Origin of the sequence: Candidatus Rickettsiella isopodorum (assembly GCF_001881495.1) — a bacterium.
GTDB lineage: Bacteria > Pseudomonadota > Gammaproteobacteria > Diplorickettsiales > Diplorickettsiaceae > Aquirickettsiella > Aquirickettsiella isopodorum.
This window is the reverse complement of the sequence record NZ_LUKY01000029.1, coordinates 1-12,507: the sequence shown is the minus strand read 5'-3', so window position 1 is coordinate 12,507 and position 12,507 is coordinate 1. Positions and strand designations below refer to the sequence as shown.

Below are 12,507 nucleotides of genomic sequence, written 5' to 3'. Positions count from 1 at the left end.
CCTATGAATATTAAACAATTGGGTGGTATTTTATTAATTACTGGTAATGCAATAGGCGGTGGAATGTTAGCTGTTCCTCTTGCCACCGCCCAAGCTGGCTTTTTAAATTCATCGCTTTTTTTGATTGCTTGTTGGGGTATTATGCTAGCCGGTGGTTTGCTTATTTTAGAAGTAAACCTTTGGTTCCCCCCTAATAGCCATTTAATTTCCATGGCACGAGCTACTTTAGGAGCTCCAGGCGAGGTCATAGCCTGGTTATGTTATTTATTATTACTCTATACTTTACTAGCCGCTTATATCGCTGGAGGTTCAGATTTTTTACAAGGAATCTTACAAAAAATTGATATTCAGTTTTCTGTATTCGCTACAGCCATCTTATTTGTACTTATCTTAGGCCCTATTGTTTATAAAGGCATGCGTTCAGTTGATTTAATGAATCGCATTCTAATGGGAGGAAAATTACTTATCTTTTTTCTCCTAATATTATTTCTATTTCCTTTTATATCCGCCAAGCAGCTAGGACAGGGAAATATACATTATTTACCCAATAGTCTTACTATCCTCATTACATCATTTGGCTTTGCCGCGATTATCCCAAGTTTACGCAGTTATTTCCATAGTAACGTTAAACAATTACGTCGCGTCATTATTCTAGGTAGTTTAATTCCGCTTATCTGTTATATTTTTTGGAATGCAGCCATTATGGGAGTTATCCCTATCAATAAGCTTTTTGCTATTGCGCAATCTAGCCAATCCACTAGTTATTTAACCAATACATTGAGTCATTTATTAAATAAAAAAAGCATTACTTTATTTGCTTGGATTTTCACATCCATTTGTTTAGCAACTTCTTTTTTAGGTGTAGGTATTAGTTTATCTGATTTTTTAATGGATGGGTTAAGCTTAACCCATACTGAAAAAAATAAATTTATTGTCTATCTACTTACTTTTTTACCTCCTTTAATGATTGTTTTATTTTACCCTGCTTCATTTATGTTGGCATTAAATTATGCTGGCATATGGTGTGCCGTCTTATTAGCTTTGCTTCCGGCATTGATGGCTTGGTCTGGACGATATTGTCAACAAATCGATGGACGATATCGAGTAACGGGCGGAAAAAGTTTATTAAGTTTGCTGATCCTGTCCTCCTCTATTATTATTGCGCATGCGATCGTGAGTGATGTTTTTTAATTTATTTGAATCGAATTTTTTAAATATTCCTGATTATGGGTAAATAGGAAAACCTTTGATGTCTTACCAAAAAAAATATGCGGATGCCATTCGATTTTTAAGCATAGATGCCGTAGAAAAAGCCAATTCAGGCCATCCTGGCATGCCTATGGGAATGGCAGATATTGCAACTGTCCTATGGAGAGAATTTTTAGTTCATAATCCCAACAACCCAAACTGGAGTAATCGAGATCGTTTTATTTTATCTAATGGCCATGGATCGATGTTGCATTATGCATTACTTCATTTAACCGGCTATGATCTTCCATTAGCTGAAATTAAAAGATTTCGCCAATTACATTCTAAAGCACCAGGACATCCTGAAGTCGGTTTAACTCCCGGCATAGAAACTACAACGGGTCCTCTCGGTCAAGGATTCGCAAATGCTGTCGGTATGGCCTTAGCGGAAAAAAATTTAGCCGCTCGTTTTAATCGTCCTTCTCACTCCGTTATCGATCATTTTACGTATGTATTCTTAGGTGATGGTTGTTTAATGGAAGGTATTTCTCACGAAGTTGCTTCTTTGGCAGGATGTTTAGGTTTAGGTAAATTAATTGCTTTTTGGGATGACAATAACATTTCTATTGATGGTGATGTTTCAGACTGGTTTAAAGACAATACGCCTGAACGTTTTAAAGCGTATCATTGGCATGTTATTCCTGATATTGATGGTCACGATCCACAACAAATTAAATTATCTATTGAAAAAGCTCGTGCTGTTACCGATAAACCCAGCTTACTTTGTTGTAAAACCAAAATTGCATGCGGTGCTCCTAATTTAATGGGCAGCCACCAAGCGCATGGTGCAGCATTAGGTGAAAAAGAAATAGCTGCCACCCGACTTGCACTACATTGGGACTATCCGCCTTTCGAAATACCAGAGGATATTTATCAAGCTTGGGATGCTCGTTCTAAAGGAAATGCTTTAGAAAAAGCTTGGGAAGAAAAATGGAGTGCGTATCAATCAGAATTTTCTGAACTCGCCAAAGAGTATGAACGCAGAATTAATAAAAAACTCCCTTTAAATTGGGAAGGAAAAACTAAAAAAATTCTAGAAAAAATTTATCAAAATCTTCCAGAAAAAATAGCCACGCGTAAAGCCTCACAAAATGCATTAAATGCCTTTGCACCTCTTTTACCGGAGTTGTTAGGTGGATCGGCCGATCTGACTGAATCTAATTCAACTTTTTGGAAAGGATCTCAAGTTTTAACCAAAGAAAATCCAGCCGGTAATTATCTACATTATGGCGTACGTGAATTTGGTATGTCCGCCATGATGAATGGCATAGCATTACATGGAGGATTCATCCCTTATGGAGGAACTTTTTTGGTCTTTAGCGATTATGCACGTAATGCTGTTCGCTTATCTGCATTAATGAAACAGCATGTTATTTTTATTTATACACACGATTCTATTGGACTAGGAGAAGACGGTCCGACTCATCAACCTATAGAACACATTAATAGCTTACGACTTATTCCCAACCTTTCTGTTTGGCGACCTTGCGATGCATTAGAAACCGCCGTTGCCTGGCAACAAGCGATACAGCATTTAGGGCCTACTTGTTTATTACTCACTCGACAAGCTATCCCTCCACAAACACACAGCCAAGAAACTTTACAATCTATCCATCGAGGAGCTTATATTCTTCTCGATAGTCCCTCCACAACACCTGAAGCCATCATCATAGCAACAGGCTCTGAGGTTAATTTAGCCATCAGTGCTGCACAGTCTTTAAATCAACAGGGTAGGGAAATCCGTGTCGTCTCTATGCCTTCCGCTGATCGCTTTGAACAACAAGATTTTTCCTACAAAGCCAAAATTTTTCCTAACTCGATTACATTGCGCATTGCTATAGAAGCGGGAACTAAAGATTTTTGGTATCGATATGTAGGTAGTAAGGGAAAAGTAATCGGACTTAGTCAATTTGGCGAATCTGCACCCGGATCAGATGTTTTTAAAAATTTTGGATTTACTATAGAAAACATTATTAAAATACTAAACCCACTATTAGCCGATTAAGCTAGGAGAATTACTATGACAACACGTATCGCTATCAATGGCTATGGTCGCATTGGCCGTAATATTTTAAGAGCTTTTTTTGAAAATCCTAAGCAGCATGATATAGCGATTGTTGCTATAAATGACTTAGGAAATATCGATATTAATGCTCATCTGACACGTTATGATACCACTCACGGAAAATTTTCAGGGACCATAACCGTTGATAAAGATTATTTAGTTATCAATGATCAGCGAATAAAGATCCTCTCGGAACGTGATCCAGAAAATTTACCTTGGAAAAAACTAGATATTGATGTCGTTCACGAATGTACAGGCCTGTTCACTTCGCCAGAAAAAGCGAGAAAACATATTAATGCAGGTGCAAAAAAAGTCATTATCTCCGCTCCCGCTGGGAAAGGAGTGGATGCAACTATTGTTTATGGTGTTAATCACCATACCTTAAAAAGTAGCTATTCCATTATTTCTAATGCTTCCTGTACTACCAATTGCCTAGCTCCCTTAGCCAAAGTTTTACATGAAAATCTAGGTATAATCCATGGTTTAATGACCACGATTCATGCTTATACGAATGATCAAGTACTTATCGACACTTATCACTCTGATATGTATCGTTCACGTTCAGCCACTCATTCGATGATTCCTACAAAAACAGGCGCCGCTTCGGCACTCGGTTTGGTGTATCCTGAATTAGATGGAAAACTCGATGGTTTAGCAATACGCGTTCCTACAATAAACGTTTCTTTAGTTGATTTAAGTTTTCAGGCTAAACGCGAAACAACCGCTCAAGAGGTGAATGAAATCTTAAAAAAGGCCTCTAAAACTAGTCCACTGAAAGGTCTGCTTAATTATAGTGAAGAGCCTCTAGTTTCCATCGATTACAATCATAATCCGGCTTCTTCTACAGTAGATGCACCGCAAACTCGCGCTATAGGTGACTTTGTTAAGGTACTTGCGTGGTATGACAATGAATGGGGGTTTTCCAATAGAATGCTGGATGTTACTGTCGCATTGATGAATGCAGCTAACTAAAGTCAATCCTCTTAAAAAGCAAGTATTTAGTTAGACATCGCTTAGACTTAAGCCCAAAAAATAGCGGAAAAGCTATATTTTCACCAGAAATATAGTATAGATATAGTTAAATAATGTTATAGTATTAGGTTCAATTTCGCTCAATAAACAGAGAATTCATATGGCACGAGTTACAGTTGAAGATTGTTTAAAGAAGGTTAAAAATCATTTCGAGTTAGTTATTATAGCCTCAAAACGAGCCCGGCAAATTGCTAAAGGTGGCATGGCCATGGTTGATCCCGAAAACGATAAACCTACCGTAATCGCCTTAAGAGAAATCGCGGGTGGCAGACTCAATGAAGCTGAAGAAAAATCAGTGCAAGAAAGCGGCATAAGTGGGTCACAATCTACGGGCTTGTAAAAAATCGGAGGCGCTTGCATGCACATGTTTAGTGACCTCAAACAAGAACTACAAATCTATTTATCTCCTGAGCAAATAAAGCAGGTTTATAACGCCTATCAATTTGCTGCTAGGGCCCATTCTGGTCAAAAACGCCATAGTGGGGATCCTTATATTAGCCATCCTATAGCCGTCGCTAAAATTCTTGCTCAAATGCGCATGGATGTTCAAACGCTAATCGTCGCCATTTTACATGATGTTATTGAAGACACTCCCATTGAAAAAACGGTGTTAACTGCGACATTTGGCAGTGAAATAGCAGAACTTGTCGATGGGATGAGTAAACTGACACAAATTCAATTTCAAAGCCGCGCTGAAGCTCAAGCAGAAAATTTTCGCAAAATGCTGCTGGCTATGGCAAAAGATATCCGCATCATCATCATAAAACTAGCCGATCGTTTACATAACATGCGTACCTTATCTGCCGTTTCTGTAGAGAAACGGCACCGTATTGCTAAAGAAACCCTGGATATATATGCACCTATTGCGCAGCGATTAGGTATGCATCTGGTGCGCATAGAGTTAGAAGATCTCTGTTTTTTAAATCTTTATCCCTGGCGATATCGTATATTACAAGAAACTGTACAAAAAAATCGACGCAAACATAAAGCCAGTATCCATAAAATAGAATCTGCTTTAAAAGAGTGCTTGGATAAACATCATTTACCTTTCCATGCCATTTGGCATAAAAAAAAGCACCTCTACCAAATTTACAAAAAAATGTGCGAGAATCACTTATCTTTCAATGAAATCATTGATATCCCCATTTTTTGTATTATTGTAGATAAGATAGATAGTTGTTATCGCGTACTAGGTGCTGTACATAATCTTTATAAGCCTCTACCTGATCATTTCCATGACTATATCGCTCTACCCAAAGCGAATGGTTACCAAGCATTACATACGACTTTATTCGCCCCTGAAGCCACTTCAATCCACATACAAATCCGTACAACTACGATGGATAATGGCGCTGATCATGGTATTGTCAGTTACTGGTTAGAAGAAAAAACGAAGGTTAACGAGTTACGCCCACATTTAAGAGCACGAGAGTGGCTTAAACGCTTACTGGATATCCAACAAACAACTCCTAGTTCACTCGAATTTATGGAGACAGTGAAGATTGATCTTTTCCCCACAGATATTTATATTTTTACACCTAAAGGCGACATCATTGAGCTTCCCCATAAAGCCACTCTTATCGATTTTGCTTATGCCATTCATTCTGATATCGGGAACCACTGCATTGCAGCCAGAATAGATAAACATTTAGTTCCGCTCAGTACGCACTTGCAAAGTGGTCAAACGGTAGAAATCATTACTGATTCGAAAACTTTTCCTGATTCACGCTGGTTAGAGTTTGTAGCAACTGGACGTGCGCGCAGCCATATTAGACAATTTTTCAAAAATAAGCAGCATAATGAAGCGGTTCAATTAGGCCAACGCCTGCTGGATAACCATCTAACGCCTTTAGGGCAAGACAGTACACATATCAACCCTAAAAATCTAAATAAGGCATTGCAAAAATTTCAATCCCAATCATTAGAAGATCTACTCGAAGCCATTGGGCTCGGTTATATACATCCTGCTTTAGTCGCTTATTCCTTATGTAGTTTGAAATCTAGTTTTAAAAATCAAATTAACTCCTTACCCTTGTTTCTTAAAAATGCAGATAATAGCTTAATCAAATTTGCCGAATGTTGCCGACCTATTCCAGGCGATGAAATTATAGGTTTACTCAATGCTGGACATGGTCTTACTGTGCATTTACAACGTTGTAAGTACGCCGCACGACTTATTAAAAAAAATCCTGAACGGGCCATTTCGATACAATGGGAAAAACAAACCAATGGTTTTTTTAAAACAGATATTTATATTGAAACTATCGATCAACATGGTGTGTTAGCATTATTAACACATAATATTGCTAAAGCAGATGCAAATATTGAAAATATTAAAGTTGAAAGTCGTGATAGAAAACATAGTATTATTCACTTTACTTTATCCGTTCTAAATCGCAAGCACTTAGCAAAAGTCATTCGTTTTTTGCGTACGATTCAATATACAATAAAAATTACACGTCATCTTTCTTTATAAAATCTGATGAATCTATTTACGCAGAAATAGGCAAAGCATCGATTAATCTTACCTCTCCCACGTAAACAGCGGCTAAACGTTTTCCCCAATGATCCGTAACGTAATCAACCCTAAACCCTAAAGTTTTTAATTGCTGCATAGCTTCTTCAGAGCTTGAGGCTCTCTGTAAAATAGTAGGGAAATGACCCGCCTTAGCGCGTTGTTCTAAGTTCAAACGAGTATTCCTAGAGCTTAAAGCCAAACCATCTGCGGCACGAATCGTTGGGCAACCAATGATTTCTGTTTCTAAAAAAAGTGCTTGCGCCATTTTTTTGATAAGTAATAATTGTTGGAAGTCTTTTTCGCCATAATAGGAGCGTGTAGGCTTTACAATATTCAAGTACTTTAATACCACGGTCAACATCCCCGTAAAATGTCCTGGACGAAACTTTGCTTCTAATTCTTTACTCAAATCACTTATATCATGAATCTGAATTTGATAATTATCACCATAAATAATGGCAGCATCTAGCAATAATAAATAATCAACTTTTTGTTTCCGTAACAAAGCTTTATCCTCTTCAAGCGTGCGAGGATAATGATTAAAATCCTCTATCTGATTGAATTGTGTCGCATTTACAAAAATGGCTAGCACAGTCAAATCATTCTCTGCTTGCGAACGAGCACAAAGACTTAAATGTCCCGCATGCAAATGACCCATCGTATGCACAAAACCTATGTTTTTATTATTATTTTTTTTTCTGATGACTTGCCAATCATCAAGTTGGGTAACTATGTTCATAGCGAGGAAATTCTTTATATTTAACAGAATGACTATATTGATTAACGGCTTTTAAAAACAATTGACTACCATCAAGAAAGTGATTAACAAATTTTGGTTTAAAATCTAGATTGAGCCCTAATAAATCCTGTATGACTAAAACCTGTCCGTCGGTATCAACACCCGCTCCTATACCAATTGTTGCAATTTTTAAAGAAGCCGTTATTTCTTTTGCAAGCAGTGATGGAACACATTCTAGGACTATAGCAAAACAACCTGCTTGCTCTAGAGCTAAGGCGTCTTGTTTAAGTCGCTCTGCTTGAGCAGGAGTTTTCCCCTGGACTTTATATCCACCTAAGCTATGGATGAATTGCGGAGTTAAACCTATATGACCCATAACTGGAATACCTGACTCGACTAAATGGGCTATCAAGGAAAGATTGCCTGCGGCACCTTCTAACTTAATAGCCTGTGCACCTGCTTGCATAAGCTTTTGCGCAGCAATAACACTACGACTAACAGATTGACGATAACTTAAAAAAGGGAGATCACTAATAATAAATTTAGAAGGGGCACCTCGAGACACCGCCGCAGTATGAAGCTCCATCATAAGCAATGTAGCCATAACCGTATCTTTAAAGCCATGCATAGTCATGGCAAGACTATCGCCAATCAATAAGGCATCTAAAGAAGATTCATTAAGAATTTTTGCGGTACTGTAATCATAACAAGTTAAGATTACGATTTTTTCTTTAGTTATTTTTTTTTCAGAAAACTTTAAAACGTTCATACGCTATTTACCCGTAAAGAATGGTAATAGCAAAGAACACTAGGTACCTGTCGCATGATCAAGTCCTCATCGGTATACTTTCTTCGCACTTAAATTTTTGTCTCTGCCACAAAGGCTAGGAGCATGCTTAGTTTAAAGAGCAAATGTCCCATTATCAAGCGATCTGACTATTTATCCCTATTTCATTCGCTCTAAAGAGGCGTTTTAGCATTTTTTTTTGACATGCTAAGTATACGATTCGCCACAATATGTAATAATTGTTGGGCTATTGATTGCTTAGTTGCACATGCAAGATGTATAGGCACATCTGAAGACAATACCGTTACTTCATTTTTATCACTATCAAAACCAATATCCGATTGACTTACATCGTTAACTACCATTAAGTCTATGTTTTTATTTCTTCGCTTCTCTTCGGCAAATTTTAAGATATATTCAGTTTCAGCAGCAAATCCAACCAGTAAAGGTTTAGGTTGTAAATTCATTTGACTAACGGAGGCTAAAATATCAATTGTGGGTTTTAATTGCAAAGTGAGTAACGCATTGGATTTTTTAATTTTTTGTAATGCTGGATTTACTATTTGATAATCTGCCACCGCAGCAGTACTTATAAAAATTGTCTGATGACTAATTTCCTTCTGAACAGCTACTAGCATTTCAGTAGCTGTCTTCACCGATATAAACTTCAATTTGGGGGGGGGAATTAAAGCAACCGGTCCACTAATGAGTGTCACTTCAGCACCTGCCTCAATAGCCGCCTGCGCTAAAGCAAATCCCATTTTACCCGAACTACGATTTGATAAGTAGCGCACGGGATCGATACCTTCCTGAGTGGGACCTGCGGTAATTAAAATTCTCTGTTCTTGTAAATAAGGTTTAATAAATACTTTTGATAGTGCTTCCACTATCTCTAGCGGCTCTAGCATGCGACCAAAACCAAACTCACCACAAGCTTGACTTCCTTCCCCAGGCCCTAAAAACAAGCAATCTCTTTCTTTGAGTTTATTTATATTATCTTGGGTTGCCTGATTTGACCACATCGCTTGATTCATGGCAGGCACAATAATTAAACGCGCGTTGGCAGCTAAACATAAGGTACTCAATAAGTCATCCGCAAAACCATGCGCTAATTTAGCAATCAGATGGGCTGTAGCCGGGGCTATCAAAATGCAATCAGGCCATCGTGCAAGCTCAATATGACTCATTGCCGCTTCAGCTTCAATATCTATAAGTTCATCATATATTTTATGCTGTGAAACTGCTTGTAATGTCAAAGGAGTTACAAAAGCTTTGCCACAGGAAGTTAAAACAACTCTAATTTCATAATGTTGTTCTTTTAATTTTCTAATAAGTTCAGGTGTTTTATAAGCAGCAATACTACCTGTAATACCCAACAAAATACGCTTGTTCATCGGCTTAGAATAACAAAAAGGGGCATCAAAGTATGGTCCTCTATATAAATTTTCTTAAATTTATACTCACAGCAATTGGATTTTTTGGCAAAGCGGCGTGAAAACGAAGCAACCAGACTGTATTAACCTACATGAGGATTACGAGTTGAGCAGCAACAATCAAAAATTAAAGTGCGAAGCGTATATCTTTAGAAATATAAGCCAACTTGTAAAGTAATTGTATTACCACTTTTTCCTGTTCCATTAATAGGATTAAACCCTAAACCCGATTGGCCTTGAGCAACATCTGTTGCACTATAGTCAATATCGTGGCGAAACTCTAAACTTTCGATGGTATATTTCCAAATGGATGTACTAACGGTTGCTATATAGCGCTTCTTAGGAATGAGTAAACCTAAAGCATCTTTGGATTGGTCATATCCAATAATAACTGCACTAGGTTTTTCTAACACATTAAATTTATACTCTGCCTCTACATGAAAAGCTGAAGGCTTAGCACCCTGCCCGTTAAATGATAATACTGTTTGTGAAAATGAACGGCTAGCCGTAACATATTCACCCGTAACACTAAATGCTTCGATGCTCAACGTTCCGCGAGCATCTAAACCCGACACAGGATTAAGAATTTCAGTATTATTGTTAGTAGCAAATCCTTCAAAATTATTAGTTCCATCGTTATCATTATGCTGCATTCCAATGGAATCCGCGATACTACGAATATAGCTTCCTGCTATATCAATATTCCATTTAGGTTTAGTAAAAATATACTCCGCATTAGCTCCATAATTCCGTAGACCATTATTGTCTATACTGGTTCGGCTTGGTCCTCTAAAAACAAAAGTCGATAAATTTAAATTATTTTCATCATTAAATTGTTTTGAAAAAGCTAACTCCAAGGCCCTCGCTTTGGTCCTGCCTAAGATTTTAGTAAATGGATCGCTAATCATTGAAGATGAGTACTGACCAAATGGCACGTAAAATTGACCCATGGTCGCATACAGAGGAAACTTAGCTAAATTTCCTATGGTTAAAAACCCCCGCTCTAAAAAAACATGCGAATTATCAATGCGTCTTGGCGACATATCAGGAGGAGTATTATCATAAACAAACGCGATAAGACCTGTTACCCACTGATTCACTAAAATTTCAGTATCTAACTCAATACCCGTCAAATTAATATCTGTCGCTGAGTTATTTTGAAAAGTACCAAAATGGCTAGTATGGTAGATCTGGGACTCTACTTTTCCACTCAGATTAACAACCGGTGTCGCTGGAAAAGAATGCCCATTTTCTATTAAATAATTGTAAATCCGTTTTCGCTGCTGTAGTAAATAGAGATCCTCGTTCACATAAGGCTGATTAACGATTAAGTCAGAAGCATTAAATTCGGAGTTTATCCCAATATACGGTGAGCTAACGACAGGCGTGCCAATAATAAAAAAAGGGTGCAGAGAAGTAACTAAACTTTGATGATTAGCAATTTCTGTAGGAGAAAGATGATCTGGGTTTGATTGCCTACGTAAAGTAGCCACTTGATTTTGCACGCGTTGCAATTCGGACTCTAAAATTTGAGTTTTTTGTGCCAGTCTTCTGATTTCATCATCATTTGATGGTGAAGTCTCATCCGCTAAAGCAACGTTGCCGAGTAAGCTTAACCAAAAAAAGCCAGCCATTATCACTGTTAATTTATACTTATTACTTAGCATGAGGGAACACCTTATTATTGGAAATAAGCTAGCCCTCTATTTATCAAAAAAGAGTCGATAATGCAAGCATATTTTTCTTTATGGGCTCTCTAAGCCTTCACCTGGGGGTGAATACCCCTAGATTTTTAAAAAAAGCCTCTAATTCGAATTTTTTTTCTGTCGCCATCGACTAGCCAGAATATTTAACCATTCTACAAATACTGAGAAAGCAATAGCAAAATAGAGATAGGCTCTAGGCACATGTAAACCAAAGCCATCCGCTACTAAGACTAAGCCAATTAACAATAAAAAACTTAAACCGAGAATCTTTAAGTTCGGGTAGGTACTAATAAAATGACTGATGGGTCCACTGGCCCAAATCATCAGTACGATTGCGATGATAATAGCTAAGGCCATAATGATAAATTCCTGAGCCATTCCTACTGCGGTGATCACACTATCTAATGAAAAAATAATATCTAGTAACATAATCTGAATGATAACCATTGAAAATCGTGAGTATCGATGCAGACTACTTTTATTTTCTGCGGTAATAGTTACATTAAAATGAAGTTCACTGGTCCCTTTTGCAAGTAAAAATAATCCTCCTACGATGAGTATCAAATCTCTTCCTGAAAAAACATGACCCACTAAGGTAAAAAGAGGTTGTGTGAACTTAGTTATCCAAGCTAAGGTTGCCAGTAAAAGCAAGCGCGTCAAACAAGCGAGTAATAAACCAAATTGGCGTGCTGAATGTTGCTGAGTTTTAGGAAGTCTATTGGTTACTATAGAAATGAAAACTAGGTTATCAATTCCCAAAATAATTTCTAATGCGGTTAAGGTAAGTAAACTAATCCAAGCTTCAGCAGAAAAAAATAATTCAAACATAATTATCCTCAGGAAAGTTCTAATTACTATAGATCATAAAATAAATCGATTGTAAAAAGATCTATAGCATTACAAAATTTTACTTACCTAATAAAAAAGCCCGCTTTCGCGGGCTTAATGTTTTATTTAAATTTAGGTTGTAAAAATAATT

General features: G+C 37.3%; 10 protein-coding genes. 5 read left to right on the top strand and 5 right to left on the bottom strand.

Features of this window, described 5'->3' with window-relative positions; genetic code table 11:
- Positions 1-3: 3 nt before the first annotated feature.
- The 5 genes from A1D18_RS01075 to A1D18_RS01055 all read left to right on the top strand — a co-directional run bounded on the left by A1D18_RS01075 (position 4) and on the right by A1D18_RS01055 (position 6,821).
- Positions 4-1,191 carry an amino acid permease gene (locus A1D18_RS01075; RefSeq protein ID WP_071661978.1) on the top strand — a complete coding sequence of 396 codons (1,188 nt, stop codon included), beginning with the start codon at positions 4-6 and terminating at the stop codon, positions 1,189-1,191.
- A 58-nt stretch (positions 1,192-1,249) separates the two neighbouring features.
- Positions 1,250-3,253 (top strand): transketolase, encoded by a 2,004-nt coding sequence (gene tkt / locus A1D18_RS01070; protein WP_071661977.1) that lies wholly within the window; start codon positions 1,250-1,252, stop codon positions 3,251-3,253.
- A gap of 15 nt (positions 3,254-3,268) precedes the next feature.
- Positions 3,269-4,285 (top strand): type I glyceraldehyde-3-phosphate dehydrogenase, encoded by a 1,017-nt coding sequence (gene gap, locus A1D18_RS01065; protein WP_071661976.1) that lies wholly within the window; start codon positions 3,269-3,271, stop codon positions 4,283-4,285.
- 160 nt (positions 4,286-4,445) lie between these two features.
- Positions 4,446-4,685: a DNA-directed RNA polymerase subunit omega gene (gene rpoZ, locus A1D18_RS01060; RefSeq protein WP_071661975.1), complete on the top strand. Its 240-nt coding sequence runs from the start codon at positions 4,446-4,448 to the stop codon at positions 4,683-4,685.
- Between the two features lie 18 nt (positions 4,686-4,703).
- Positions 4,704-6,821: a RelA/SpoT family protein gene (locus A1D18_RS01055; RefSeq protein WP_071661974.1), complete on the top strand. Its 2,118-nt coding sequence runs from the start codon at positions 4,704-4,706 to the stop codon at positions 6,819-6,821.
- Between the two features lie 16 nt (positions 6,822-6,837).
- Here A1D18_RS01055 and panC read toward each other — a convergent pair whose 3' ends face one another.
- The 5 genes from panC to A1D18_RS01030 form a co-directional block, all read right to left on the bottom strand.
- Positions 6,838-7,602, bottom strand: coding sequence for a pantoate--beta-alanine ligase (panC, locus tag A1D18_RS01050; protein WP_071661973.1), 765 nt, complete (start codon positions 7,600-7,602; stop codon positions 6,838-6,840).
- Complete coding sequence (gene panB, locus A1D18_RS01045; RefSeq protein ID WP_071661972.1) at positions 7,580-8,371, bottom strand: 3-methyl-2-oxobutanoate hydroxymethyltransferase; 792 nt, start codon at positions 8,369-8,371, stop codon at positions 7,580-7,582. The genes panC and panB overlap by 23 nt, the downstream gene beginning before the upstream one ends.
- Before the next feature lie 191 nt (positions 8,372-8,562).
- Complete coding sequence (coaBC, locus tag A1D18_RS01040; RefSeq protein WP_071661971.1) at positions 8,563-9,783, bottom strand: bifunctional phosphopantothenoylcysteine decarboxylase/phosphopantothenate--cysteine ligase CoaBC; 1,221 nt, start codon at positions 9,781-9,783, stop codon at positions 8,563-8,565.
- Between the two features lie 188 nt (positions 9,784-9,971).
- The gene (locus A1D18_RS01035) at positions 9,972-11,489 is read right to left on the bottom strand and encodes an LbtU family siderophore porin (protein ID WP_071661970.1); all 1,518 of its coding nucleotides are present in this window, start codon (positions 11,487-11,489) and stop codon (positions 9,972-9,974) included.
- Between the two features lie 138 nt (positions 11,490-11,627).
- Positions 11,628-12,356: a TerC family protein gene (locus tag A1D18_RS01030; RefSeq protein ID WP_071661969.1), complete on the bottom strand. Its 729-nt coding sequence runs from the start codon at positions 12,354-12,356 to the stop codon at positions 11,628-11,630.
- Positions 12,357-12,507: the final 151 nt, after the last annotated feature.

What these genes read in the sequence shown, in the direction of transcription:
- A1D18_RS01035 (WP_071661970.1), bottom strand. Translation starts at nt 11,489, where the DNA reads ATGCTAAGTAATAAGTATAAATTAACAGTGATAATGGCTGGCTTTTTT.
- rpoZ (WP_071661975.1), top strand. Translation starts at nt 4,446, where the DNA reads ATGGCACGAGTTACAGTTGAAGATTGTTTAAAGAAGGTTAAAAATCAT.
- panC (WP_071661973.1), bottom strand. Translation starts at nt 7,602, where the DNA reads ATGAACATAGTTACCCAACTTGATGATTGGCAAGTCATCAGAAAAAAA.
- gap (WP_071661976.1), top strand. Translation starts at nt 3,269, where the DNA reads ATGACAACACGTATCGCTATCAATGGCTATGGTCGCATTGGCCGTAAT.
- A1D18_RS01055 (WP_071661974.1), top strand. Translation starts at nt 4,704, where the DNA reads ATGCACATGTTTAGTGACCTCAAACAAGAACTACAAATCTATTTATCT.
- A1D18_RS01030 (WP_071661969.1), bottom strand. Translation starts at nt 12,356, where the DNA reads ATGTTTGAATTATTTTTTTCTGCTGAAGCTTGGATTAGTTTACTTACC.
- tkt (WP_071661977.1), top strand. Translation starts at nt 1,250, where the DNA reads ATGTCTTACCAAAAAAAATATGCGGATGCCATTCGATTTTTAAGCATA.
- coaBC (WP_071661971.1), bottom strand. Translation starts at nt 9,783, where the DNA reads ATGAACAAGCGTATTTTGTTGGGTATTACAGGTAGTATTGCTGCTTAT.
- A1D18_RS01075 (WP_071661978.1), top strand. Translation starts at nt 4, where the DNA reads ATGAATATTAAACAATTGGGTGGTATTTTATTAATTACTGGTAATGCA.
- panB (WP_071661972.1), bottom strand. Translation starts at nt 8,371, where the DNA reads ATGAACGTTTTAAAGTTTTCTGAAAAAAAAATAACTAAAGAAAAAATC.